Source organism: Aeromonas sp. s1(2024) (assembly GCF_040908005.1).
Classification (GTDB): domain Bacteria; phylum Pseudomonadota; class Gammaproteobacteria; order Enterobacterales; family Aeromonadaceae; genus Aeromonas; species Aeromonas caviae.
On record NZ_JBFOCW010000033.1, the window covers coordinates 53409 to 77230 of the forward strand.

The following is a 23822-nucleotide window of genomic DNA, read 5'->3' on the forward strand; positions in this document are numbered from 1 at the left end:
GCCTGACCAATCACACCCCGTTTGCTTGCAAACGGGGTATCTTTTTCAGGCGCCCCGCCTAGAATGGCAGGCTTTCCAACCCGACTCGCAGAAGGTGCCCCATGATTGACAGATCCCTCCCCCTGACCGACCTGCATCGCCATCTGGATGGCAACATCCGCCCGCAGACCATTCTCGAGCTGGGACGTCAGCACAACATCCGACTGCCGGCCGATGAGCTGGAAGCCCTGCGCCCGCACGTGCAGATCGTCGAGAACGAGCCGAGTCTGGTGGCCTTCCTGAAGAAACTGGACTGGGGCGTGGCCGTGCTGGCCGACTACGATGCCTGCCGCCGGGTCGCCTACGAAAACGTGGAAGATCTGCTGCGTGCCGGGATCGACTATGCCGAGCTGCGCTTCAGCCCGGCCTACATGGCGATGACCCACAAACTGCACCCACAGGGCGTGGTCGAAGCCATCATCGACGGCGTGGCCGCAGGCAGCCGTGACTTCGGCATCAAGACCAATCTCATCGGCATCATGAGCCGTACCTTCGGCACCGAGCAGTGCAAGCAGGAGCTGGATGCCTGTCTGGCTCATCGCGATCGCCTGGTCGCCATCGATCTGGCCGGCGACGAGCTGGGCTTCCCGGGCGATCTCTTCACCGACCACTTCCGCCGGGTGCGGGATGCAGGCATGCGGGTCACCGTGCACGCCGGTGAAGCCGCCGGTCCCGAGAGCATGTGGCAGGCCATTCGCGAGCTGGGAGCCGAGCGCATCGGCCACGGCGTCAAGGCCATCCAGGATCCGGCCCTGATGGCCTATCTGGCCGAACACCGCATCGGCATCGAGTCCTGCCTCACCTCCAACCTCCAGACCACCACGGTGGCGAATCTGGCCGATCACCCGATCCGCCAGTTCCTGGCCGCCGGCGTGCTGGCCTGCCTCAATACCGACGATCCGGCGGTGGAGGGGATCGACCTGCCCCATGAATACGAGGTGGCTGCCCCCGCTGCCGGCATGACGGTGAGCGAAATCCGCACCGCCCAGCAGAACGGCCTGATCCTGGCCTTCCTGAGCGAAGCCGAGAAGGCCGAGCTGAGTGCCCGCGCGGCTCAACGCTGAGCAGGGGTAAAACCCAATAAAAAAACCGCCGAAAGGCGGTTTTTTATTGTCCAACGACATTGCCCGGCCTAGATCACCCGGGAGAACTGCTGCTGGCGCGCCTTGTTGCGCAGGTAGACATCGAAGCACATGCAGATGTTGCGGATCAGCAGCTGACCGGTGGAGACCACCTCCAGCCCCTCTTCGGTCATGCGCACCAGACCGTCGTCGATGAAGGTCTGCAACAGATTGAGATCCTCGGCAAAATACTCCTTGAACACCAGGCCGTGGGCCTGCTCCACAGCGGCGAAGTTCAGGGAAAAATCGCAGATGAGGCGCTTGATCACCTCACGACGGATCAGATCGTCCCGATTGAGGGAGCACCCCTTCCACTGGGCATGGCCTAGTGACTCGACCTGGGCGTAGTAGGTTTTGAGATCCTTCTGGTTCTGGGAATAGGCATCCCCCATCATGCTGATGGAAGAGACCCCCAGCCCCAGCAGATCGCAATCCCCCTGGGTGGTATAGCCCTGGAAGTTGCGATGCAGCTTGCCTTCGCGCTGGGCGACCGCCAGCTCGTCATCGGGCTTGGCAAAGTGGTCCATGCCGATGAACTGATAACCCTGGCCGGTCAGGAAGGCAATGGTATCTTGCAGCATGGCCAGCTTCTCCTGCGGCGCCGGCATGTCCGCTTCTTTCAGCTTGTGCTGGGCGGCAAAACGGCTCGGCAGGTGGGCATAGTTGAAGATGGAGAGGCGGGCCGGGTCGGTTTTGAGCACCTCTTCCAGGGTGTGATGGAAGCTCTCCCGGTTCTGGTGCGGCAGACCGTAGATGAGATCCAGATTGGTGGAGCGGAACCCCAGCTCGCGGGCACGGACCAGCATGGCGCGGATGAAGTCGTTGTCCTGCTCCCGATTGACCGCAACCTGGACCGCCTTGTTGAAGTCCTGAACGCCAAGGCTGATGCGGTTGAAACCGAGCTCCCGCAGCACATCCAGCATGGACAATTCGATCTCGCGGGGATCCACCTCGATGCTGATCTCCCCCTCCTCGGCGAAGTGGAAGTGCTCCCGCAACATGGCCATCAGGCGACGAGTCTGGGGTTCGCTCAGATAGGTGGGTGTGCCGCCACCCCAGTGCAGCTGGGTGACCAGTCTCTCCTTGAACAGGGGGGCCTGGGCCTTGATCTCCTGTTCGAGGTAGTCGAGGTATTGATCTGCCTTGTGCTGGTGCCGGGTAATGACCTTGTTGCAACCGCAGTAGTAGCAGAGCTTGTGACAGAAGGGGATGTGCACGTAGAGAGACAGATTGCGAGCAGGATACTGGCCCGCTGCCTGGACAAAGTCCGGATAGCCGAACCCCTCGTTGAACTCCAGCGCAGTGGGATAGGAGGTATAACGCGGACCACTGTAGTTGTATTTTTCGATCAGGGCCTGATCCCACACAATCTGTTCTGCTTGCACGCTTGCTTCCTCTGTCTTTGTCATGGGCTCACCGGCTTAACTGAAAATCCTTCAGTCTGGCGACATCCTCAAGGATCTGCGCCTCCAGCTCGGCCTCGTAGCCGCTGCGTTCGAGATCCATCTTCATCACTTCATTGCGCTTGAGTGCCCGCCTCGCCTCATGGGTCGGCATCTCCTTCACCTTCTCATAGAGGCCGTAGAGCCCCGGGAACTCGGTGGCAAAGGCGCGGCCCCCCTTTATTTGCAAGGCATCCAGCAGATTGGTCAGCCGGATGGCGCCTTCTGAGTAGTCGCACTGACCATCTCGTACCGCGTGGGCGATCACCCTGACACTCTCCAGGATCCGCTCGTTGCGGGCCGCAATGGCGTGCTGCTGCATCTCTTGCTGGCGTTTGAGACGCGCCATCAGGGTGCCGGCATAGACGGCAAGCCCCAGCAAAATCAGGCCACCCAACAGGGCGGCCAGCATCCATCCACTCATCACTTTTTCTTCGGCTCGGGTTTGGCTTCAGGCTGGTAGTCCGCCTGAGAGAAACGCTCCCACAGCTCCTCTTCGGAGGCAGGCTGACTCGGCTCATCAAAATCGGCATCATCAAAATCCATGTCGCCATCTTCGTCATCGTCGTTGTCGATGATACCGAGCTCGTCCATCAGCTCCTGATAACGGTCAACCCGCTGATCGACCCATGCCTGCTCTGCGGCCTCCAGGGTTTCACCGGCATCCAGACGATCCAGCAAGGCATTGAGGCGATCATCATTTTCGATGGACGCCAGCTCCTGCTCGGGGGTCATCACCACCCGCTTCTCTTTCGCAGGCTTGGTCGCCACCGGCTTGCTGCCCTTCTCGTCGGCAATCAGCACGATGGGCTTGCGAGAGCCGATGCGTGGATCCTTGACCTGCTTGGAGCCACTCTTTTTGCCCGCCTGCTCGACCTGTTGGCGGGAGCCCGCCTTCAGGCCCTTGCGCTTGGCGGCGCGCTTGCGCTCACGACCTTCCTGGGCACTGGCATCTGATTCTTTGCGCTTGCCGGTAGGCTTGCGGTTGGGTTGTTTGGCCGACATGAATGACTCCGACAAATAACTGAATGGAAACCCCCGGAGCGTGTCGTCCGGGGAGGATGCTGAAGCGGGGAACAGTAAATATGGAACAAGAGTGGGATCCCGCACCAATTCGACCACGTTGGGTCGCTGAACACCGCAGGATCGGCATCCTCTGGGCATGTTGCTGGTATTTTGACACAGAATGTCTTGGCGGGTTAATGACCCAATAGAAAAAAGGCAGCCGAAGCTGCCTTTTTCCATCATGCGAGTTCCATTCCCTGGTAGCCAATCGCCTTATCCCTGGGCGAACCACGGCGCATCATTTCGTTGGATCATCCTGATCCTTATTGACCAGTCCTGAGTGTGCGTGTGTTTGTTTGTCTAACCCAAACCGGCGACATCCTGCCTCCCATCGGGGTGGTTGCCTCCCGCAGCCCCGCTCATCCCTGGCGGTCACCATCCTGGCTTTTTGCATCTATTGCTCATCGCATGCTCCGAGCAGACATCCTGTCAAACCGAAGACGGGTCTTGCTCCCTCTCTCCGGCCAATCCTGATTGCCTACTGTAACTTCTTCGCTGGATGACTCAATCAACCAAAGCACATTTCGAACTGGTACAAAGTAATGTTCTATTTCTTAATTCATTGAAAAACAAAAAATAAAATAATATACGTGAGCAATCTTTCAGACACGACCAGCCCCGTATATAGAAGATCTCTTACAGCAATGCAGGCTGTTTACGGGCGATCGCTACAACCTCAAAAAAGAACAGGGAACACAATGGTTCCCTGTTCTTTTCAACAAGATAACTAACAGTCTATATCAGTGAAGCCCCGCCACATACTTGGAGAGCGCCTCGATGTCCTGATCCGTCAGCTTCTTGGCCACATCCCGCATCATGCCATTGGGATCGTTGTCGCGGGTCGCCGAACGAAAAGCGGTGAGCTGGGCCTTGATATAGGCGGGATGCTGCCCTGACAGGCTGGGGTACTTCGCTTGCTCGACGCCGGAACCCCGTGGGCCATGACAGGCGGTACAGGCGGCCAGGCCTCGCTCCATGTCTCCCCCCATATAAAGCGCCTTGCCTGCGGCAACCACCTCATCGGGCACGGCAACCGGCGTCACCTTCTGGCTGGAGAAATAGGCGGCAAGATCGTCCATATCCTGCTCGGACAACGGCAACGCCATGGGTCCCATGACGGGCGCAACCCGACCAGTTTGGCCAGAAGCTGCAGCCTTCAGTTCAACTAATTGTTTTTTGATATATGATGCGTGCTGACCAGCAATCTTGGGATACATGTCGACTGGGCTGTTGCCGTCCGGTCCATGACAGGCCGCACAGACGGCAGCCTTGGTTTGTCCCGCAGCGGCATCGCCCTTGGCTTGTGCCATCCCAGTTACGCCAACCATCAGAGCAAGTGTAATGACTAGGTTCTTCATGGCGTTCCAACTTTCTCGTTATTAGGCTTCCAGATCCCATGCCGCTGAAGGCATGTTAAAATAAACGCGTTCAAGCGACGCCATTTTACACTATTTCACAAAAAAGTAACTCTATAACCCTCTATCTCTATGGGGAATTTACGTTGGATACACAAACTCTGAATTTCAATAAGGTGCATTTTGTGACCAGCGCACCCGACATCCGCCACCTGCCAAATGATGGGGGTGTCGAGATTGCGTTTGCCGGTCGTTCCAACGCTGGCAAATCGTCTGCATTGAATACCTTGACCAAACACAAGAACCTGGCACGTACCAGTAAGACCCCTGGCCGTACTCAGCTGATCAACCTGTTTGAGCTGGAACCGGGCAAACGCCTGGTCGACTTGCCCGGCTATGGATATGCCCAGGTTCCGCTGGAAATGAAGCTCAAGTGGCAAAAGTCACTGGCTGAATACCTGCAACGACGGGAGTCCCTGAAAGGGCTGGTGATCCTGATGGACATCCGCCATCCGCTCAAGGAAACCGACATGAACATGCTGGAATGGAGTTCACACCGTGAACTGCCGGTGATGCTGTTGCTGACCAAGGCGGACAAGTTAAGCCCGGGGCCCCGCAACAACCAGGTGATCAAGGTTCGTCAGGCGGTGGCAGAACTGGGCCCGCAGATCCAGGTTGAAGCATTCTCTTCTCTGACCAATATCGGCGTCGAGAAGCTGGCCCAGACCCTGAGCGGCTGGTACCTGTCCGAAGCAGACAACGCCCAGGCAGACGACGAAGATAATCAGAACGAGGAGTAAACGACTCCTCTCCCTGGCTGCAATTGGCGGAGTTGGACCTCCGCTGATTGAAAGGCTTTCATGATCCCCCCATCTCCGAGCCCTCCCTCCCCGCCTTCGCCACCTCTGAAGAAAAACCTCAAAAAATATATTTAAATCATACTGATAGCATGTTTAGACGCGAAAAGAATTAACTAATCATCAACCTGATACCGTTTTCATGGATATCGAGTAAAAAATCAGAATTGAAGGCCGTAACAAACGAAACTGAAATTTAATTACACGATGAGGCAATATAGGGATAAAAATGAGGCCGGTCTTGCCATTGCAAACCGGCCTGAAGAAATGAGTTCAAAAATTTGGGAAAAAGCGAGTTCTCGAGAACAAAGACGATTGGTTTTCCTCAAGAAACGCCTTCATTCTAACAAAGAACGGCAACAATTAAAGCATTTGCTCTAAATGTTGCGCATAAAAAAACGCCCCGACGATGACTCATCGGGGCTGCTATTCAGCCACATTCAATTACGTGAAATAAAAGGTCTGAAAGATAGAACATCTTACCTCTGTACCCTACGCCGACAACTGTACAGCAAAGCAGCAGAAAGTGAAAGTAATTTATGTAATTTAGTTTCAATGGTAGAAAAAAGAAAAAATATTCATAATTTTCATGCAGATAAAAAAATACCCAGTACGAATACCGGGGAGTTATAAAGGTGACTAGCTAGCACTTCCTCAACTATCCAGTTAGTCAGCAGTCCGTTACAGAAGTTCCGCTGCTTTGAGAAAAAACTCAAAAAAATTCTGCGAGTGACGGCAAAGTAAAAGTAACTTATTGTTATGCAATGGTTTTATAAAAATGGCACCTGTTCTGCCACACACCCACCGCAGAACGACCGTTTCACATCACACGTGCCGTGCCGCATCACGAGGGAGCCCTTATCCAGAGATGCAGAATCTCTACATCAGACCTGCCGACAGCCCAATAGAACGCACAAGCTGGTTCACACGACGCCCAGATTGCGCTGCAACTCTCTCAATACCTGCTTGGTGCCGGGCCGGATCCCTCGCCATACGGTAAAGGCCTCAGCAGCCTGCTCGACCAGCATGCCCAATCCATCCATGGTATGGCGCGCGCCATGTTGTTTGGCCCAGCCGATGAAGGCTGTGTCCGTTGCGCCATACATCATGTCGTAGATCGCGATGTCCGGGTGGATGAGGGTTGGCGCCAAAGGTGGCAACTCTCCTTGCAGACTCGCTGAGGTGGAATTGATGATGAGATCGAACGGCCCCACCAACTGTTCATAGGATTGAGCCGTGATGCTGCCCAGATCCCTGAACTCCACAGCCAGCTGTTCCGCCTTGGCATGGGTACGGTTGACCACGACGATCTCGCCCGGCGCTTCCGCCAGCAGGGGGGCCAGGGCACCACGAGCTGCGCCACCGGCCCCCAGAAGCAGGATCCTGCTACCGGCAAGGTTCACTCCGTGAGCCTTGAGATCGGCGACCAGCCCGGCGCCGTCGGTATTGTCACCCAGCAGCACACCATCATCAGTCAGTTTGATGGTGTTGACCGCTCCCGCCCGCTTGGCCCTGGGGCTCAGCCGCTCCACCAGCCCGAAGGCTTGCTCCTTGAAAGGTACGGTCACGTTGCACCCCTTCCCTCCTTCGGCGAAGAAGTGGTTCAGAGCGCTGGCAAACTCATCGACAGCAGGTTCTGCCAGACCATACTCCAGCGCTTGCTGGGTCTGCCTGGCAAACAGGGTATGAATGAAGGGAGATTTGCTGTGGCGTACGGGGTGGCCAAAAACCAGATAACGATCCATCAAGGCGTTCCTTTTGAGAGCAATATCCCGATTTAACGGGTTTTCTCATGAAGGAACAAGCCGAATATCGGCCAATAAGAAGAGGCCATCATGGCCCCTCTGGTCACAACCACTCGCGCGGTTTGAGGTAGTCGCTGTAGAGCAATGCCTCCGGGCTGCCAGCCTCCGGCTGCCAGTCGTACTCCCAGCGCGCCAGCGGCGGCATCGACATCAGGATGGATTCGGTACGCCCCCCCGTCTGCAGTCCGAACAGGGTCCCGCGGTCGTAGACCAGATTGAACTCCACGTAGCGGCCACGGCGATAAAGCTGGAACGCCCGTTCCCGCTCCCCATAAGCAAGCTCCTTGCGTCGCTCGACAATCGGCAAGTAGGCCGCGAGGTAACCCTCACCCACTGCACGCATGAAGGCAAAGCAGTCGGCAAAGGGCCAGCGGTTCAGGTCATCGAAGAAAAGACCGCCCACCCCGCGCGTCTCGCCCCGATGCTTGAGGAAGAAGTAACGATCGCACCAGGATTTGAACTCGGGATAAATGTCGGTGCCGAACGGCTGACAGAGCTCACGGGAGACCTGGTGCCAATGCCTCACGTCCTCTTCGAACGGATAGAAGGGCGTCAGGTCGAAGCCGCCACCAAACCACCAGATCGGCTCCTCCCCCTCTTTCTCGGCGATGAAGAACCGCACATTCGCATGGCTGGTCGGTACATAGGGATTATGCGGGTGGATCACCAGCGATACCCCCATGGCCTCAAACCTGCGGCCAGCCAGTTCGGGACGATGTGCGGTCGCGGATGCCGGCATGGCATCGCCATAGACATGGGAGAAGTTGACCCCACCTTGCTCGATCACCGCCCCCTGACGCAGCACCCGTGTTCTACCGCCACCACCACCTTCGCGACTCCAGGCATCTTCCACAAAGCGCCCGCATCCATCGGCCTGCTCCAGGCCACGGCAGATATCATCCTGCAATTGCAGCAGGAAGGCTTTTACCTGGGCCACATCCGGTTTGCTCATTTTATCTCCTGTCAGACAGGCATCATGCATGCACTGCCTGCACTTCTCGTATTGTCATGACCTCATCGCACAACCTGCATGAAACAGGGCCGTGCCCAACTCAGGATGGGCGAATAATGGCCCCGGTGAGGGCGTCCTTGATTTCGGACGGGTTGGCTTGCCCCCCGACTTCGCCGGGCAGAATGTAAGCCAGCTGGCTTGCCAGCAGATCGCCAATATCAGCCACCCGACGAGCGGGTTCATCACCGGTTAGATTGGCACTGGTGGACACCAGCGGTTTGCCAAATGCCCGGCAAAGCCCTTGCACCTGGGGATGGCCTGTGACCCGCACCGCCAGGGTCTCGAACTGACCGGTCAACCAGGACGGCGTCGTCGCGCGAGCGGGCATGATCCAGGTGAAGGGACCAGGCCAGCTCGCCTGCACGCGAGCAAGCTGCTCATCGCTGAGCTGGCTCAGGTCGATGTAGTCCTGCAATTGCGCCAGATCTGCCGCGATCAGGATCAATCCCTTCTCCACCGGCCGCTGCTTGATGGCCAGCAGCCGCTGCACGGCGGCTTCGGAATCAGGATCACACCCCAGACCAAACACGGCTTCGGTGGCATAGGCGATAACCCCTTCTCCTTGAAGGGCGGCAACCGCTTGTTCAAATTCATTTGGCATAAGCACATGCGACAGCCACGCTGCCGCCTCTCATCACTGGATTGTATGTTGAACCGACATGACGGCATCGGGGCCATCACTGCTGCGATATGGGCTATATCCCTGCTCCTCTTCAGTCATGCATTTCGGTTCAGACGCTTGAGTGCATCAGTGAACCGAGCAACCGCAGGGAGCTTGAGATGGCGACCAGGTCAGGATCAGGGCAAGTTGGGCGATGTGCATCGGCTCACAACCTCACGCTGACCAGCAATCCGCCTGCCTGATCATGGGCGGCGAGATTATACCCGCTCAATCTGGTGGGAGCATTTCTTTTGCGGGCAGACCCAGCGCAGGTTTCCCCGCACCTTCTTCTCGATCATGATGCCCCAGCCACACTCGGGACAGGGCATGGGAACCGGCTTGTCATTCACCACATACTTGCAGTTAGGATAGGCGTCACACGAGTAGAACTGTTTGCCATAACGGGACGTGCGGCTCACCAGATGACCTTTGCCACACTCCGGGCAGAGGATTTGGGTATCGTCACTCTCCTGAAGGGATTCGATATGCTGACAGGCCGGGTACTGGGTACATCCCACAAACAGACCGTAACGACCCTTCTTGATGGCCAGTGGATGGCCACAATCCGGACAGGACGACCCCTCGAGCACTTTCTCTATATCGCGGCCAGAGGGGGTGAGGGAGCGAATGTAATCGCAAGCGGGATAGGCTGAACAACCAAGGAAGGGACCGTGCTTGCCCTGGCGGATCACCAGTTCAGCACCACACTGCGGGCACGGCTCGCGCTCGAAGGCATGTTCGTGGGCAGAGAAGAGGTGGTGATCGATCTTTGACATGGGCCGCGCCTTGAAATCCAGATGGCCTGAATTCTACCAGCGCGGCACCGGGCTGTCAGTGGATGACGCCGTCCGACTCGTCAAACACCAGCTCTTCCATCTGCTGGTAGGCGTTTTCACTGCCTGGCACATTGAACAGCACCATCATGACGACCCACTTCAGATCGTCCAGCTCGATGTCCGGCTTGTCCAGCTCGAGCAACCGTTCGATGCAGATTTCACGGGTTTCGGCATTCAGCACTTGCGCCTGCTCTAGGAACAGCAGGAAACCGCGACATTCAGTACTGAGGCGAACCAGCTCCTGCGGCGCATAGATCCGCATAGAGCCCTGCTGGCTTGCGGTGACATAGACTTCCCGCTCGCTGTCGTGCAGGTTGGCCAGTCGCTCCAGCCAGTTGAGCGCTTTCTCGATCTCGTCCTTGTCGAAACCGGCCCGGCTCAGTTCGTCGGTGAGTTCATCCTGCTCGACCATCACATCTGCATCGCTGTGGATGTAGGTCTCGAAAAGGTACATCAATACATCAAACATGATTCGCCCTCCTCGCTCTGACGTATCCACCGGCTACCGCCATCACTGCACCAACCAGCTCCAGCTCTACCAACCTGCCCAGTACGACATCGACAGGAAGCCGGGCCCGTTCGGCAACGGTATCCACGCTCGTGGTCTCATAATCTACGTTATCCAACAAATCGGCATAAGGCAATTCGCTATTATGCTGCGCCTCGGAAGAACCGTTGGCAGGTCCAGGGGACAAGACCAGCCTTGGAAACTCTTCCAGGATATCGGCGGCATTCAAGACCAGCTTGGCACCCTGTTGAAGCAGACGGTTGCACCCTGCTGCCTGTGCATTTTGCGGAGCGCCGGGAACGGCAAAGACCTCGCGGCCCTGCTCCAGCGCATAACGGGCCGTGATGAGCGAACCACTCTGTTCTGCCGCTTCCACCACCAGTGTCCCCAGCGACAGGCCACTGATGATACGGTTGCGGCGAGGGAAGTGTTCAGCCAGGGGGCCTTGCTGGGGCGCCAACTCGGAAACAAGCAGGCCTTCCTGCTCGAGGATTTGCATCGCCAACCCCTGATGACGCTTGGGGTAGAGACAATCCAGACCGGATCCCAGCACCGCCAGGGTGATTCCGCCCGATGCCAGCGCCTGCTGATGGCAGACGCCATCGATGCCCAACGCGAGGCCGGAGGTGATCGCCAGACCACAGCCCACCAACTCGGCACACAAGCGTGTCGCATTGTCTTTGCCGGCATAGGTGGGGTGGCGGGTACCCACCATCGCCAACTGTGGCAGGGAGAGGGATGAGACGTTCCCGCGGCAGTAGAGCAAGAGCGGGGCGCCGGGGATCTCTTTGAGCAGGGCAGGATATGCGGGGTCATCGGGACAGAGGAGGTGATTGCCGGGCTCGGCGGCCCAGCTCAATCCCTGCTCCACGACAGGAAGAGGCCATCTCATCTGCTGAATCTGGGCACTCTGCAGACCAAGAACTCGCAGGGCGCCATCATCTGAGTCAAACAGAGTTGTGATGTCACCACCCACATGAGCCAGCAGGCGAGCGGCGGTGACCGGGCCTATGCCTGTAACGGCATCCAGCGTCAGCCATAGCGACAACCGCTCCAGTGGCAAGGACACGTCAGAAATTACTGACCTGATAGCCAGAGCCGACCAGATCCTGACTCTGCAGGATAAGACCGTAACTCAATTTGTCGTAGACCTTGAACAGCATGACTCTGGCAACGGCCTCGGCAGGCAGCGATGACTTGCCGGCAGAATAGAACGCCTTGTCATAAACGGATGAATATTCCCGGTATGACACCTTGCCATTCTTGTCCACCATCTCGGCTCCCGGGCGCAGGATCTCGAGCACATCGCCCGGGGCCACCTGATCACGCCCCCCCTTGTTGATGAGTACCACATCAAATTTGCCCCCACCATGTACCTTACTCGGCAGCTCGATCACATAGCCGGGGGAAATGGAGGGTGCCGCCTTTGGCATGAACACGGCAGAGATGCTCTCCTGCGACGGCAGCGGCATCACCTTGTCGCCCTGATACACCTCACGCCGGTTATGGGTCAGCGTCACTTTGGTGGTGTCGTGGGCAAGGTACTCCTCTGCCCGCACCGTGCCGACAAAAATTGCCTCCTGACCGAGCGACTCGCCGGTATGCTTGTCCTTGTATGCCACCCCCGGGCGATAGAGGCCATAACTCTGGCCCGGGTTCAGGGCTCCTTTCACATAGAGAATGTCGCCCTCCAGCATCCCGACATGCTTGTCATTGTTGCCGAGCACATAGGGCAGGTCCTTGCTCTGCTGGCTGTTGGCCAGAATGTGGTCGGTCTGCAGGAAGGGCGCTATCTCGCTCAGAGGCAAGGTTGGTATGGGATTAGCCTTGTTTTCATAGCGGTTCTTGGGCGAGAGACGGATGACCTGCTTGCCCCCCTGACTGGCTTTGCCGAGCCGAGGCTCACCATTGACCCAGCTCAGGTGCAGCACGTCACCGGGATAGATCCAGTGGGGATTGGCGATCTGCGGATTGATGTTCCAGAGGCGTGGCCAGAGCCAGGGTTCGGCCAGATACTGGCCCGAGATGTCCCAGAGGGTGTCCCCTTTTTGCACCACATAAGTCTCGGGGTAACCGGATTTGAGCGTCAACTGCTGTGCCATGGCGCCACCGGCCAGGGCTGTCGCCAGGCAGGCGACGACGATTTGCTTCAGATACATAACACTCCCTGTTACTTCTGCACGCAAAGTGTTGCTGTTTTTTGTCGGCGTAAATGACTAGAATTACGTCAATATTGACTGCGTTTATATGAAACTAAAGAAAAAATTATGGCCATTCTAGATGTATTGCGTTTCCCCGATGAGCGTCTGCGCACAGTCGCGGCCCCTGTCGAAGCCTTTACACCCGAGTTACAACACATTGTAGATGATATGTTCGAAACCATGTACGCGGAGGAAGGCATCGGCCTGGCCGCGACCCAGGTCGACATTCATCAGCGCATCATCGTCATCGATGTCTCCGAGAACCGCGAAGAACAGCTGGTGTTGATCAACCCGGAGATCTTGGAGCAGTCCGGCAGCACCGGCATCGAAGAGGGCTGCCTCTCCGTGCCCGGCAACCGTGCTCTGGTTCCGCGCGCCGAGTGGGTCAAGGTCAGGGCGCAAGATCGCCACGGCAACACCTTCGAGCTGGAAGCGGACGATCTGCTCGCCATCTGCATACAACATGAGATGGATCATCTGGTCGGCAAGCTGTTTGTGGATTACTTGTCCCCGCTCAAGCGCCAGCGCATTCGTCAGAAGCTGGAAAAGATGGCCCGTGAAGATCGCAAAGTCCTCTGAGGATCCGCTCCATTGAACAAGCTGAAACTGATTTTTGCCGGTACCCCCGACTTCGCCGCCCGTCATCTGGCGGCGTTGTTGTCTTCCGGCCACGAGGTCGTCGCCGTTTATACCCAGCCGGACAAGCCCGCCGGTCGCGGCCAGAAGCTCACTGCCAGCCCGGTCAAGGAACTGGCGCTGGCCCACGATCTGCCGGTCTATCAACCTGCCTCCCTGCGCAATGAAGCGGCGCAGGCCGAACTGGCCGCTCTGGGTGCCGACCTGATGGTCGTCGTGGCTTATGGCCTCATCCTCCCCAAAGCGGTGCTCGATACGCCGCGTCTGGGCTGCATCAACGTGCACGGCTCCCTGCTGCCACGCTGGCGTGGTGCCGCCCCGATTCAACGCTCCATCTGGGCGGGGGATGCCGAAACCGGCGTCACCATCATGCAGATGGATGTGGGGCTGGATACCGGCGCCATGATCCGCAAGGTAATCTGCCCCATCGCCAGTGATGAGACCTCTGCCAGCCTCTATGACAAGCTGGCCGGTCTGGGCCCGCAGGCACTGGTCGATACCCTGGACGCCATGGCTGCCGGCGATACCGCTGCCGAGCCCCAGGACGATGCGCTGGCCAACTACGCCGAGAAGCTCTCCAAGGAAGAGGCCCGCATCGACTGGTCGATGGACGCCGTTGCCATCGAACGCTGCATCCGAGCCTTCAACCCCTGGCCCATCAGCTGGTTCGACGTCGCCGGACAGACCGTCAAGGTGTGGCAGGCCGAGGTCGTCGCACAGGATCACGGCCAGGCAGCCGGCACCCTGCTCAAGGCCGACAAGCAGGGGATCGAGGTTGCCACCGGTCAGGGGGTGCTGCGCCTGCTGACCCTGCAACCTCCCGGCAAGAAGGCCATGTCCGTTTCGGATCTGCTCAACTCTCGCCGCGACTGGTTTGAACCTGGCACGCAACTGATTTGATCTGGATTGAATTGACACAAGCGGGGCCCTGGCCCCGACTTGTGCATCTAAGGTAACGCTATGAAAACACGCGCACAGGCTGCTCTCGTCATTCAACAGGTGCTGGATCAGGGCCAATCTCTCTCCGCCGTTCTGCCTGCTGCCCAGGAGAAGGTCGCCCCTCGCGATCGCGCCCTCCTGCAAGAACTCTGCTACGGCACCCTGCGCTGGCTGCCCCGCCTCGATGCGGCGGTCAGCGAGATGATGGACAAGCCGCTCAAGAACAAGAGCCGCATCTTCCACTACCTCATCCTGGTCGGCCTCTACCAGCTCATCTATACCCGCATTCCGGCTCACGCCGCCGTGGCCGAGACCGTCAACGCCGTCAAGCTGCTCAAGGGTTCTTCCCTGCGCGGCCTCATCAACGGCGTACTGCGCAACTTCCAGCGCAGCGCCGAAGTGATCCTGCTGCGCATCGACCGCGTCCCCAGCGTCCGCCTCGGCCACCCCGAATGGCTCACCAAGCGCCTGCGTCAGGCCTATCCCGATGACTGGGAGTTCATCATGGAGGCCAACAACCAGCGCCCGCCCATGTGGATCCGCAACAACAGCCAGCGCCAGAGCCGCGAGGCCATGCTGGCCCGCATGAGCGAGGCGGGCATCCCGGCCATGGCCGGTGTGGAAGGGGAAGATTGCATCCTGCTGGAGCGCCCCTGCGACGTGACAAAGCTGCCCGGCTTCGAGCAGGGTGACTGCTCGGTGCAGGACGGTGCCGCCCAGCAGGCCGCCGCCCTGCTCGATCCCCAGCCGGGAGAGTGGGTGCTGGACGCCTGCGCCGCCCCCGGCGGCAAAACCGCCCACCTGCTGGAACGCCAGCCGGCCCTTGCCGGCGTGGTTGCCGTCGACGCCGACGACAACCGCCTCAAGCGGGTGCAGGAGAACCTGGATCGCATCGGCCTTCAGGCCCAAGTGATCCACGGTGATGCCAGCACGCCGGATCTGTGGTGGCCACAGGGGCAGTTCGACCGCATCCTGCTGGATGCCCCCTGCTCCGCCACCGGCGTCATCCGTCGTCACCCCGACATCAAGTGGTTGCGCCGGGATCAAGACATCCGCGAGCTGGCCGAGCTGCAACGCCGCATTCTCGATGCCCTCTGGGGCAAGCTGAAGCAGGGCGGCACCCTGCTCTACGCCACCTGCTCCGTGTTGCCGGAAGAGAACCGGGAGCAGATCCGCGCCTTCCTGGCCGATACCCCGGATGCCCGCCTGGTGCCGTTGCATGCAGAAGACACCCCGGCCTGTCCGGGTCGCCAGTTCCTGCCCGGCGAGGCGGAGATGGACGGCTTCTACTATGCCAAGCTCATCAAGCTGTAGGCCGAACCGGCGGATGGCAGGCCCGGTGACGGGCCGCCTCATTACGAAGCAACAACCTTGAGTAAGATGGCCTTATGAAAATCATCATTCTGGGCGCAGGTCAGGTGGGTGGCACCCTGGCTGAGAATCTCGCCGGCGAGAACAACGACATCACCATCGTCGACACCGATAGCGAGCGCCTGCGCGAACTGCAGGACAAATTCGACCTGCGGGTGGTGAATGGCCACGGCGCCCATCCCAGGGTGCTGCGCGAAGCCGGCGCCCAGGATGCCGACATGCTGGTCGCCGTCACCAACAGCGACGAGACCAACATGGTCGCCTGCCAGGTCGCCTACTCCCTGTTCAACACCCCGAACAAGGTGGCGCGCATTCGGTCTCCCGCCTATCTGGTGGAGCGGGATCGCCTGTTCCTGCCCGAATCCGTCCCCGTGGATCACCTGATCGCCCCCGAGCAGCTGGTGACTGACTACGTGCGTCGCCTGATCGAGTATCCGGGGGCGTTGCAGGTGGTGGATTTTGCCGACGGCAAGGTGGGCCTGGTGGCGGTCAAGGCCTATTACGGCGGCCCCCTGGTGGGCAATGCGCTCTCCACCCTGCGGGAACACATGCCCAACATCGAAACCCGGGTCGCCGCCATCTTCCGCCAGGGGCGCTCCATCCGCCCCCAGGGCACCACCATCATCGAAGCCGATGACGAGGTGTTCTTCGTGGCCGCGGCGGGCCATATCCGCGCCGTGATGTCGGAGCTGCAACGCCTCGAGAGCCCCTACCGGCGCATCATGATCGTCGGCGGCGGCAACATAGGCGCCGGCCTTGCCCGCCAGCTAGAGAAGCGCTACAGCGTCAAGCTCATCGAGCGCAACCAGAAGCGGGCGGAGCAGCTCTCAGAACACCTGGAACACACCATCGTCTTCTGCGGCGATGCGGCGGATCAGGAGCTGCTGGCGGAGGAGCACATCGACCAGATCGACGTCTTCATCGCGGTCACCAACGAGGATGAGGCCAACATCATGTCGGCCCTGCTCGCCAAGAAGATGGGGGCCAAGAAGACCATGGTCCTGATCCAGCGCGGCGCCTACGTGGACCTGGTACAGGGCGGCTCCATCGACATCGCCATTTCCCCCCAGCAGGCCACCATCTCGGCCCTGCTGACCCATGTGCGCCGTGCCGACATCGCCAACGTCTACAGCCTGCGCCGCGGGGCGGCCGAAGCCATCGAGGCGATCGCCCACGGGGACGAGAACACCTCCAAGGTGGTGGGCAAGACAGTGGGCGATCTCAAGCTGCCCCCGGGCACCACCATAGGCGCAGTGGTGCGCGGTGATGAGGTGCTGATCGCCCACGATCGTACCCAGATACAGCAGGATGACCACGTGGTGATGTTCCTGGTGGACAAGAAGTACATCCCGGAAGTGGAGCGTCTGTTCCAGCCCAGTCCCTTCTTCCTGTAAGCCGGCCATGTCTCTGGCAACGGTATCCGGACCCGGCCCCTTTTCTCAGGAAAGGTCCGGGTCTTTTTTCAATCAACGACCAGGTTTTCTTGCATGATCAAGCTGCATCCCATCGTCTTCACGCTCGGGCTGGTGCTCTCCAAGCTGGCGCTCTTCATGTGGCTGCCCACCCTGCTGGCCCTGCTGACCGGTTCGGAAGGTTTCGTCGAATTTCTCAAGTCGGTCTTGATCACCCATGGTGCCGCCCTGCTCTGCCTCCATTACGGTCGCAAGGCAGAGTTTCACCTCGGCGTGCGGGAAATGTTCCTGCTCACCACCTCGGTCTGGGTGGTCGCTTGCGTCTTCGGGGCCCTGCCCTTCGTCTTCATCACCCATATCGACTTTGCCGACGCCTACTTCGAGACCATGTCGGGGGTCACCACCACGGGATCCACCGTGCTGTCGGGGCTCGACGGCATGGCCCACAGCATCCTGCTGTGGCGATCCATCCTGCAGTGGCTGGGCGGGGTCGGCTTCATCGTGATGGCGGTGGCGGTGCTGCCCTACCTCAACGTCGGTGGCATGAAGCTGTTCCAGACCGAGAGCTCCGATTGGTCCGACAAGAGCGCCCCCCGCGCCAAAACGGTGGCCAACAACATAGTGCTGGTCTATCTGGTACTCTCCATGCTCTGCTTCCTCGCCTACTGGGTGAGTGGCATGAACCTGTTCGAAGCGGTCAACCACGCCATGACGACCCTCAGCACCGGCGGCTACTCCACCTCCGATCAATCCATGTCCCACTTCTCCCACGCGGCGCACTGGATAGGCACCCTCTTCATGTTCCTCGGTGGCCTGCCCTTCCTGCTCTATGTGCAGGCTCTCTCCCGCCGTGACAACAGCCTGTTCAAGGATGCCCAGGTGCAGGGCTTCTTCTGGCTGATCGTCTGGGTGACCCTGGTCGTCACCTTCTATCTCTGGGTGAGAGACATCTACGGCTTCATGGATGCCTTGCGCATCAGCAGCTTCAATATCGTCTCCGTGCTTACCACCACGGGTTTCGGACTCGGCGACTTCGGCACCTGGGGCCCGCTCACCACCATTATCTTCATCATCCTGCTGGCACTCGGCGCCTGCTCCGGCTCCACCTCGGGCGGGCTCAAGATCTTTCGGGTCCAGGTGGCCTTCGCCCTGTTCAAGAAACAGATGCGCCAGCTGATGCACCCCTCCGCCGTGTTTCCCCAGAAGTACAACGGCCGTCCGGTCAACGACGCCATCATCCGCTCCCTGATCTCCTTCGTGCTGGTCTACTTCGCCATCATCCTGCTGATCGCCGCCCTGCTCGCCGCTATCGGGCTGGACCCCCTGACCGCCATCTCGGGCTCCATCACCGCCGTCGCCAACGTGGGCCCGGGCATGGGGCCTGTCATCGGTCCCAGCACCAACTTCGCCAGTCTGCCGGATGCGGCCAAGTGGATACTGTCGTTCGGCATGCTGCTGGGACGCCTCGAGATCCTGACGGTGGCGGTACTCTTCTTCCCCTCCTTCTGGAAGCAATAAGCAGCCGTCCAGGCTGTTGCATGAAACGAAAAGGGCAGCCAATGGCTGCCCTTTTCGTTGTCCCGGCGAATGACGATTCCCCTCAGTCCGCCGACTCCTCCCGCTCCAGCGCCCTGTCCACCAGCGCGTCCGGCAAGGGCTTGGTCACCTCGACCCCCAGCTCGCGAAAGCGCTCGGCCTGGGCGATCAGGTTGCCACGACCGTTGACCAGGCGGCCCATCGCCTTGTCGTAGCTCTCCTGCGCCTTGTGCAAGCTGCCCCCCATCTGCTGCATCTCCTCCACGAACAGCCGCAGCTTCTCGTAGAGGCGGCCGGCCCGCTCCGCTATCTGGCGCGAGTTCTGGTTCTGCCGCTCGTAGCGCCACAGGTTCTCTATGGTGCGCAGCGCCACCATCAGGTTGGTAGGGCTCACCAGCAGGATGTTGTGTTCCAGCCCGTAGCGCACCAGGGAAGGGTCCGCTTCCAGGGCAGCGAGGAAGGCAGGCTCCACCGCCACGAACATCAGCACATAGTCCAGGGTGCGCACCCCGGGCAACTGCTGGTAATCCTTGCGGCCCAGCTCGCGGATATGGTTGCGCACCGAGGCGACGTGCTCCTTGAGCGCCACCGCCTTCTCCAGATCGTCAGCGGCGTTGTACCAGCGCTCATAGGCGGTCAGCGACACCTTGGCGTCGATGATGATGTCCTTCTCCTGGGGCAGGTGGACGATGACGTCGGGTTGGTAGCGCTTGCCCTTGTCCACCTCGATGTTGACCTGGGTGTGGTACTCATGCCCCTCGCGCAGGCCGCACTCGGAGAGGATCCGCGCCAGCACCACCTCCCCCCAGTTGCCCTGCTGCTTGCTGTCGCCCTTGAGGGCCCGGGTCAGCGCCGCCGCCTCTTCGGTCATGCGGGCGTTGAGCTCGGCAAGGCGCTCCAGCTCGAACTTGAGGTTGTGGCGCTGGGCCGTCTCCTGGGCGTGGGTCTCTCCCACCTGGCGGCGAAAGCCCTCCAACTGCTCTTTGAGTGGAGTCAGCAGGAGATCCATGCTGTTCTGATTCAGTTCGCGGAAGTTTCCAGCATTTTGTTCAAAGATACGATTGGCGAGGTTCTCGAACTGCTGACTGAGGCGCTGCTCAGCCTCTTGCTGCAACTGCAGCTTCTCGGCGCTGGCGATGCGCTCGCTGCGCAGAGTCGCCTCGGCCTCCTTGAGGCGGGCGGTGAGCTTGAGCAGCAGGGTCTGCTGCTGATCCAGCTTCTGCTGAGCCAGCATCTTCTCGTCCTGCAGCGCGTCCCAGCGGTCCTGCAACCCCTGATGACGCTCCTCCAGCAGCAGCGCCTCTTCACGGCCGCTGCGCCGCCCCCACCACCAGCCGAACAGCAGCGCCAGCCCGCCAGCCAGCATGGCAGGCCACCAGGTCAGCAGCGGGGTCATCTGCGCCCCCGCTGGCGCAGGAAGAGTTCGAGATAGCGGTTGAGCAGCAACCAAATCAGCACATAGAGCAGGTAGGCCGCCAGCACCACCCACTTGTGGCTGTTGACCCCGGTATCCAGTTCACTGAACTCGATACCCTTGAGATGGCAGTAAGCCCACATCAGCAGGGGGAAGACATAGAGCAGAGAAGCACGCCACAGAAATAGCCACATGAGTTCATTCAATCCCGCAAAAAGACCCGCCTAGCTTACACAAGGGCAACCCGGCTTGCGATCCTGCCCGCCGCTATTCTCTGGCTTGCCGGCCTAAAACTGGATAAAATTAACCCCTAATAGGTATAGAGGTGGGCATGACGCATTTTTTCTGTCGCTGGCTGGCACACGCATGGGGGAGCCCCCGCAGACCCGAGGTGGTCTGCCATGAGGCACGCCCGCCCTGGGCCATCGACGAGTCCCAGTTCCTCACCCTCTGCACCCGTTGTGGCGACTGCTTCAAGGCGTGTCCCAACGGCCTCATCAAGCCCGCCGATCGCCCCGAATATGACGGCAGCCCCATCGCCGGTACCCCAGTGCTGGATCTCGCCTGTGGCCAGTGCAGCTATTGCGGCAGCTGCGCCAGAGCCTGCCCCACGGGCGCACTGGATCTCTGCCTCGGCCGTCAGGTGCAGACCCGGGTCAGGATAGAGGCGAGCTGCCAAGCCCGTCAGGGCTACTATTGCCTGCTGTGCGAAGATGCCTGCCCCCAGCAGGCGATCAAGGTCGGCAGCGAGGGAGTGACCGTCAACATGGCCGCCTGCGATGGCTGCGGCGCTTGCGGCCTCGCCTGCCTGCACGGAGCCATCACCCTTGTGCCCCAGCTCTGACCGCTGGCAATGACAGAGGGGCCCGCAGGCCCCTCTGTCATTCACCGTGGCATCATGCCATGGTCAGGATATTATCCTGCTCTATGCCGAGAAGGTGGCACAGACGAGTGGGATCCCGCACCGCATCCGCCAAAGTGTACTCCCCCAGCACCTCCAGGAAGGCGTGCATGGCGCGGCGTAGAATGCCCTGGATGCGGCAGCCCCCGGAGAGACGGCAGTTTTCGCGCTTGCAGTCCACCGGGCAGAGCACGTGCTCCATGTCCATCACCACATCGCGCAGGTTGATGGAGACGGCGGCACGGCCGAGGCGGATGCCCCCATGCTTGCCACGCACCGTCTCGATGTAACCCTTGATGCCGAGCTGATGCACTATCTTGACCACGTGATTGCGGGAGATGGCGAAGGTGTCGGCCACTTCCGTGATGGTCGACAGGCGATCACCGGGCTGGATGGCCAGGAAGGTCAGGGTACGCAGGGCGTAGTCGGTAAATCGTGTCAGTTGCATGGTCGCACTTGCCTCTTACTACAAGCCAGAAATCAGGACGACAGCCGGTGGCCAAAGAGGGGGTCTGCACATGCGTGCGCACGGGATGGGCTTCTTCGACCGAGTCGTGAAGTCACAAGGGTAAGAGCAGCCCGGGCGGGTGTCGACGAAGATGTACATAAATCGACACTTTCTTTGATTGATCGCAAACTTGCCGCCTCAGCGAGGGGTTTTGGCGGTTTCCGTCGACAAATCCCCACCTCTTCTACCATCGCCGGAGCCGTTGTCCGGCGAGTTCAGTGGGGCTGCTTCAGCCAGTTGCGCAGCGCCTGGGAGGGGATGGAGCTCTCGGAGGCCACCGCGAAAGCGCCCCAGTCCACGGCGCACTGCAGCGCATCGGCCATGGCCATGCCCCGCGCAAGACCGTGGATGAGACCGCCCGCGAAGGCATCCCCCGCCCCCGTGGTATCCACCACGGAGACCGGTCGCGCCGCCACCCTGACCTGCTCCTCCCCGTGAATGGCCACGGCGCCCGCCTTGCCCTCGGTCAGCACCAGCCATTCAAGCTGCTCCCCTGCGAGCTGGCGGGCATGCTGCCAGAGGTCGCTCACCTCGCCGAGATCGGAGCGGGAGGCCACCAGCACGTGGCAGGGGCGGCGGGCCTGCCCCCCCTTGGGATACTGGGCCACTACGAAACTCTTGGCGAGCATCTGGCGCATGTAGCCCACGATGGCGGTGCCCGGATAGTTCACATAGAGGCAATCCACCCCTTCGGTCGGCAGATCCCCCGGCAGATCCGGACGACGTGGGCGCCTGAGAATGGTGCGCTCACCGGTGGCGTCCACCAGCACCAGCAGCTCGCCGGTCTCGCCGCCAAAGCGTTCCACATGGCTGCAATCCAGGCCGTATGAGGCCGCCTGCTCCAGCAGCCAGTCACCGGTGTCGTCCAGCCCGACCCGGGAGGCGATGATCACCTCGTGCCCCGCCCACACCAATCCGATGCCGGTATTGGCGGCGCCGCCGCCGAGCCTGCGCCCCTGATCCACGTATTGCAGCCGCGCCCCCGCCACCAGGGGTTCGGCCAGGGAGAGCACATGATCACAGTTGAGATTGGCGAGCAGCAGGATGCGGGACATGGAAACCTCGGCGGGAGGAGGCCGACACCCCGGGGTGCCGGCACAGAAACGGAAGCGGGATCAGTAGACGGGCAGCTCCACCCCTGACAGCAGCTCGTCGATGCGCGCCTGGGTCGGCTGCTGCATCACGTTCTGGATCATCTCCTTGGTGAGATGGGGGGAGAAAGAGCTGATGAAGTCATACATGTAGTTCTGCAAGAGGATGCTCTTGCTGAAGCAGATCTGGGCCGGGCAAGGCTCGAACAGGTGCTCCAGATTGATGGCCACGAGGCCGGGGGCATCGCTATCGTTGGCAACCAGGGAGGAGATGATGCCGATGCCAAAGCCCAGCTCCACGTAGCGCTTGATGACGCCGGCATCCATCACCGTCATGTAGTAGTTGGGAGTGAGGCCGGCCGCCTGGAACACCCTGTCCTGCACCTGACGCCCGGTGGCGCCGCTCTCGTAGCTCAGGATGGGATACTGGCAGAGCTGCTCTAGGGTCGGCTTCTTCACCTTGGCCAGGGGGTGCTCCTGGGGCACCACCAGGGAGAGGGTCCAGAGGTAGGCGGGCAGCGCGATCAGCTCCTTGTCGAAGCCTATCTCGTGGGCCACGATGGAAAAATCCGAGTATCCCTTGCTGATCTGTTCCTTGGTGGCGGACATCACAGGATGCAGGTGGAACGAGATCTTGGGGTACTTTTTGGTGAAGTAGGTGACGCTTTTCGGCAGCAGGTAGCGGGCGATGGTGTGGGTGGTGTGGATGTTGAGGGTGCCCACGGTCGGATCCAGGTACTCCCGGGAGATGGCCTTGATCTTGCTCTCGATATTGAGCATGGCCTCGGCACACTTGATGATCTCCTCCCCCACCGGGGTGATCCGGTGCAGGTGCTTGCCGCGGCGCTCGAAGATGCGCACCCCCAGCTCGCTCTCCAGCAAGCCGATCTGCTTGCTCACCCCAGGCTGGCTGGTATAGAGCGCATCGGAGGCAACGGAGACGTTGAGATTGTGGTCCCGCACCGCGATCAGATACTTCAACTGCTGTAGTTTCAAGGTTGCCCCCTCACAGACTGACGCGGCGCTCGTCGATGGACTAGGCCGCCAAAAATGGCGGCCAGTGTATCATCCGGACTGGGCATATCGCCGCTTGATCCTTCATTTTGCTACAA

At 60.0% G+C, this 23822-nt stretch carries 24 protein-coding genes; 8 read left to right on the plus strand and 16 right to left on the minus strand.

Translation table 11 applies throughout. The features are described 5' to 3' along the window. The first annotated feature begins 101 nt into the window (after window positions 1–101). Window positions 102–1103 carry an adenosine deaminase gene (add, locus tag AB5Y70_RS08170; protein ID WP_049636711.1) on the plus strand — a complete coding sequence of 334 codons (1002 nt, stop codon included), beginning with the start codon at window positions 102–104 and terminating at the stop codon, window positions 1101–1103. A gap of 68 nt (window positions 1104–1171) precedes the next feature. Here add and hemN read toward each other — a convergent pair whose 3' ends face one another. The 4 genes from hemN to AB5Y70_RS08190 form a co-directional block, all read right to left on the minus strand. Further along, on the minus strand, window positions 1172–2545 hold the full coding sequence (gene hemN, locus AB5Y70_RS08175; protein ID WP_080988650.1) for an oxygen-independent coproporphyrinogen III oxidase: 1374 nt from the start codon (window positions 2543–2545) through the stop codon (window positions 1172–1174). Between the two features lie 28 nt (window positions 2546–2573). After that, window positions 2574–3014 carry a DUF2489 domain-containing protein gene (locus tag AB5Y70_RS08180; protein ID WP_039039514.1) on the minus strand — a complete coding sequence of 147 codons (441 nt, stop codon included), beginning with the start codon at window positions 3012–3014 and terminating at the stop codon, window positions 2574–2576. A gap of 11 nt (window positions 3015–3025) precedes the next feature. Continuing rightward, complete coding sequence (gene yihI / locus AB5Y70_RS08185; protein WP_010672519.1) at window positions 3026–3607, minus strand: Der GTPase-activating protein YihI; 582 nt, start codon at window positions 3605–3607, stop codon at window positions 3026–3028. 800 nt (window positions 3608–4407) lie between these two features. Beyond that, complete coding sequence (locus AB5Y70_RS08190; RefSeq protein WP_010672518.1) at window positions 4408–5025, minus strand: cytochrome c; 618 nt, start codon at window positions 5023–5025, stop codon at window positions 4408–4410. Window positions 5026–5168: 143 nt separating this feature from the next. On the opposite strand from AB5Y70_RS08190, the gene yihA reads away from it, so the two are divergent. Continuing rightward, window positions 5169–5822 (plus strand): ribosome biogenesis GTP-binding protein YihA/YsxC, encoded by a 654-nt coding sequence (yihA, locus tag AB5Y70_RS08195; protein ID WP_049636713.1) that lies wholly within the window; start codon window positions 5169–5171, stop codon window positions 5820–5822. A 980-nt stretch (window positions 5823–6802) separates the two neighbouring features. Here the strand turns inward: yihA and aroE are convergent. The 7 genes from aroE to AB5Y70_RS08230 all read right to left on the minus strand — a co-directional run bounded on the left by aroE (window position 6803) and on the right by AB5Y70_RS08230 (window position 12860). After that, window positions 6803–7624, minus strand: coding sequence for a shikimate dehydrogenase (aroE, locus tag AB5Y70_RS08200; RefSeq protein ID WP_049636714.1), 822 nt, complete (start codon window positions 7622–7624; stop codon window positions 6803–6805). Window positions 7625–7727: 103 nt separating this feature from the next. Further along, complete coding sequence (hemF, locus tag AB5Y70_RS08205) at window positions 7728–8636, minus strand: oxygen-dependent coproporphyrinogen oxidase (RefSeq protein ID WP_049636715.1); 909 nt, start codon at window positions 8634–8636, stop codon at window positions 7728–7730. Window positions 8637–8736: 100 nt separating this feature from the next. Continuing rightward, window positions 8737–9297: a Sua5/YciO/YrdC/YwlC family protein gene (locus tag AB5Y70_RS08210; protein ID WP_049636716.1), complete on the minus strand. Its 561-nt coding sequence runs from the start codon at window positions 9295–9297 to the stop codon at window positions 8737–8739. A gap of 278 nt (window positions 9298–9575) precedes the next feature. Further along, window positions 9576–10133 carry a type I DNA topoisomerase gene (locus AB5Y70_RS08215; RefSeq protein WP_049636717.1) on the minus strand — a complete coding sequence of 186 codons (558 nt, stop codon included), beginning with the start codon at window positions 10131–10133 and terminating at the stop codon, window positions 9576–9578. 55 nt (window positions 10134–10188) lie between these two features. Continuing rightward, the gene (locus tag AB5Y70_RS08220) at window positions 10189–10662 is read right to left on the minus strand and encodes a DUF494 family protein (protein WP_010672510.1); all 474 of its coding nucleotides are present in this window, start codon (window positions 10660–10662) and stop codon (window positions 10189–10191) included. Beyond that, the gene (gene dprA / locus AB5Y70_RS08225; protein ID WP_043153552.1) at window positions 10655–11770 is read right to left on the minus strand and encodes a DNA-processing protein DprA; all 1116 of its coding nucleotides are present in this window, start codon (window positions 11768–11770) and stop codon (window positions 10655–10657) included. Before dprA ends, AB5Y70_RS08220 begins: the two co-directional genes overlap by 8 nt. A gap of 1 nt (window position 11771) precedes the next feature. Then, window positions 11772–12860 carry a LysM peptidoglycan-binding domain-containing protein gene (locus tag AB5Y70_RS08230; protein ID WP_010672508.1) on the minus strand — a complete coding sequence of 363 codons (1089 nt, stop codon included), beginning with the start codon at window positions 12858–12860 and terminating at the stop codon, window positions 11772–11774. Between the two features lie 108 nt (window positions 12861–12968). Here AB5Y70_RS08230 and def point away from each other — a divergent pair, with 108 nt between their 5' ends. The 5 genes from def (at window position 12969) to AB5Y70_RS08255 (ending at window position 18778) form a co-directional block, all read left to right on the plus strand. Then, the gene (gene def, locus AB5Y70_RS08235; protein ID WP_010672507.1) at window positions 12969–13481 is read left to right on the plus strand and encodes a peptide deformylase; all 513 of its coding nucleotides are present in this window, start codon (window positions 12969–12971) and stop codon (window positions 13479–13481) included. A 12-nt stretch (window positions 13482–13493) separates the two neighbouring features. After that, window positions 13494–14438 carry a methionyl-tRNA formyltransferase gene (gene fmt / locus AB5Y70_RS08240; protein WP_043153554.1) on the plus strand — a complete coding sequence of 315 codons (945 nt, stop codon included), beginning with the start codon at window positions 13494–13496 and terminating at the stop codon, window positions 14436–14438. A gap of 60 nt (window positions 14439–14498) precedes the next feature. Beyond that, a complete protein-coding gene (gene rsmB, locus AB5Y70_RS08245) occupies window positions 14499–15791 on the plus strand; it encodes a 16S rRNA (cytosine(967)-C(5))-methyltransferase RsmB (RefSeq protein WP_010672505.1) in 1293 nt (430 codons plus the stop codon). 74 nt (window positions 15792–15865) lie between these two features. Beyond that, window positions 15866–17242 (plus strand): Trk system potassium transporter TrkA, encoded by a 1377-nt coding sequence (gene trkA / locus AB5Y70_RS08250; RefSeq protein WP_049636718.1) that lies wholly within the window; start codon window positions 15866–15868, stop codon window positions 17240–17242. A gap of 93 nt (window positions 17243–17335) precedes the next feature. After that, a complete protein-coding gene (locus tag AB5Y70_RS08255; protein WP_010672503.1) occupies window positions 17336–18778 on the plus strand; it encodes a TrkH family potassium uptake protein in 1443 nt (480 codons plus the stop codon). 82 nt (window positions 18779–18860) lie between these two features. On the opposite strand, the gene rmuC is transcribed toward AB5Y70_RS08255, so the two are convergent. Together rmuC and AB5Y70_RS08265 are read right to left on the minus strand one after the other, a co-directional pair. Further along, window positions 18861–20192, minus strand: coding sequence for a DNA recombination protein RmuC (gene rmuC, locus AB5Y70_RS08260; protein ID WP_049636719.1), 1332 nt, complete (start codon window positions 20190–20192; stop codon window positions 18861–18863). Next, window positions 20189–20404: a hypothetical protein gene (locus AB5Y70_RS08265; protein WP_010672501.1), complete on the minus strand. Its 216-nt coding sequence runs from the start codon at window positions 20402–20404 to the stop codon at window positions 20189–20191. The genes rmuC and AB5Y70_RS08265 overlap by 4 nt, the downstream gene beginning before the upstream one ends. A gap of 137 nt (window positions 20405–20541) precedes the next feature. On the opposite strand from AB5Y70_RS08265, the gene AB5Y70_RS08270 reads away from it, so the two are divergent. Continuing rightward, window positions 20542–21054 (plus strand): ferredoxin-type protein NapF, encoded by a 513-nt coding sequence (locus tag AB5Y70_RS08270; RefSeq protein WP_010672500.1) that lies wholly within the window; start codon window positions 20542–20544, stop codon window positions 21052–21054. Window positions 21055–21106: 52 nt separating this feature from the next. Here the strand turns inward: AB5Y70_RS08270 and AB5Y70_RS08275 are convergent, their stop codons facing one another. The 3 genes from AB5Y70_RS08275 to AB5Y70_RS08285 form a co-directional block, all read right to left on the minus strand. Next, window positions 21107–21559, minus strand: coding sequence for an Rrf2 family transcriptional regulator (locus AB5Y70_RS08275; RefSeq protein ID WP_010672499.1), 453 nt, complete (start codon window positions 21557–21559; stop codon window positions 21107–21109). A 275-nt stretch (window positions 21560–21834) separates the two neighbouring features. Then, complete coding sequence (locus AB5Y70_RS08280) at window positions 21835–22674, minus strand: PfkB family carbohydrate kinase (RefSeq protein WP_049636720.1); 840 nt, start codon at window positions 22672–22674, stop codon at window positions 21835–21837. A 60-nt stretch (window positions 22675–22734) separates the two neighbouring features. Continuing rightward, complete coding sequence (locus AB5Y70_RS08285; RefSeq protein WP_041212153.1) at window positions 22735–23706, minus strand: LysR substrate-binding domain-containing protein; 972 nt, start codon at window positions 23704–23706, stop codon at window positions 22735–22737. Between the last annotated feature and the right edge of the window lie 116 nt (window positions 23707–23822).

Excerpts from the sequence above, each read along its gene's own strand:
- add (WP_049636711.1), top strand. The coding sequence starts at position 102 with ATGATTGACAGATCCCTCCCCCTGACCGACCTGCATCGCCATCTGGAT.
- AB5Y70_RS08180 (WP_039039514.1), bottom strand. The coding sequence starts at position 3,014 with ATGCTGGCCGCCCTGTTGGGTGGCCTGATTTTGCTGGGGCTTGCCGTC.
- yihI (WP_010672519.1), bottom strand. The coding sequence starts at position 3,607 with ATGTCGGCCAAACAACCCAACCGCAAGCCTACCGGCAAGCGCAAAGAA.
- AB5Y70_RS08190 (WP_010672518.1), bottom strand. The coding sequence starts at position 5,025 with ATGAAGAACCTAGTCATTACACTTGCTCTGATGGTTGGCGTAACTGGG.
- aroE (WP_049636714.1), bottom strand. The coding sequence starts at position 7,624 with ATGGATCGTTATCTGGTTTTTGGCCACCCCGTACGCCACAGCAAATCT.
- hemF (WP_049636715.1), bottom strand. The coding sequence starts at position 8,636 with ATGAGCAAACCGGATGTGGCCCAGGTAAAAGCCTTCCTGCTGCAATTG.
- AB5Y70_RS08210 (WP_049636716.1), bottom strand. The coding sequence starts at position 9,297 with ATGCCAAATGAATTTGAACAAGCGGTTGCCGCCCTTCAAGGAGAAGGG.
- AB5Y70_RS08215 (WP_049636717.1), bottom strand. The coding sequence starts at position 10,133 with ATGTCAAAGATCGATCACCACCTCTTCTCTGCCCACGAACATGCCTTC.
- AB5Y70_RS08220 (WP_010672510.1), bottom strand. The coding sequence starts at position 10,662 with ATGTTTGATGTATTGATGTACCTTTTCGAGACCTACATCCACAGCGAT.
- AB5Y70_RS08230 (WP_010672508.1), bottom strand. The coding sequence starts at position 12,860 with ATGTATCTGAAGCAAATCGTCGTCGCCTGCCTGGCGACAGCCCTGGCC.
- def (WP_010672507.1), top strand. The coding sequence starts at position 12,969 with ATGGCCATTCTAGATGTATTGCGTTTCCCCGATGAGCGTCTGCGCACA.
- rsmB (WP_010672505.1), top strand. The coding sequence starts at position 14,499 with ATGAAAACACGCGCACAGGCTGCTCTCGTCATTCAACAGGTGCTGGAT.
- trkA (WP_049636718.1), top strand. The coding sequence starts at position 15,866 with ATGAAAATCATCATTCTGGGCGCAGGTCAGGTGGGTGGCACCCTGGCT.
- AB5Y70_RS08255 (WP_010672503.1), top strand. The coding sequence starts at position 17,336 with ATGATCAAGCTGCATCCCATCGTCTTCACGCTCGGGCTGGTGCTCTCC.
- rmuC (WP_049636719.1), bottom strand. The coding sequence starts at position 20,192 with ATGACCCCGCTGCTGACCTGGTGGCCTGCCATGCTGGCTGGCGGGCTG.
- AB5Y70_RS08265 (WP_010672501.1), bottom strand. The coding sequence starts at position 20,404 with ATGTGGCTATTTCTGTGGCGTGCTTCTCTGCTCTATGTCTTCCCCCTG.
- AB5Y70_RS08270 (WP_010672500.1), top strand. The coding sequence starts at position 20,542 with ATGACGCATTTTTTCTGTCGCTGGCTGGCACACGCATGGGGGAGCCCC.
- AB5Y70_RS08275 (WP_010672499.1), bottom strand. The coding sequence starts at position 21,559 with ATGCAACTGACACGATTTACCGACTACGCCCTGCGTACCCTGACCTTC.
- AB5Y70_RS08280 (WP_049636720.1), bottom strand. The coding sequence starts at position 22,674 with ATGTCCCGCATCCTGCTGCTCGCCAATCTCAACTGTGATCATGTGCTC.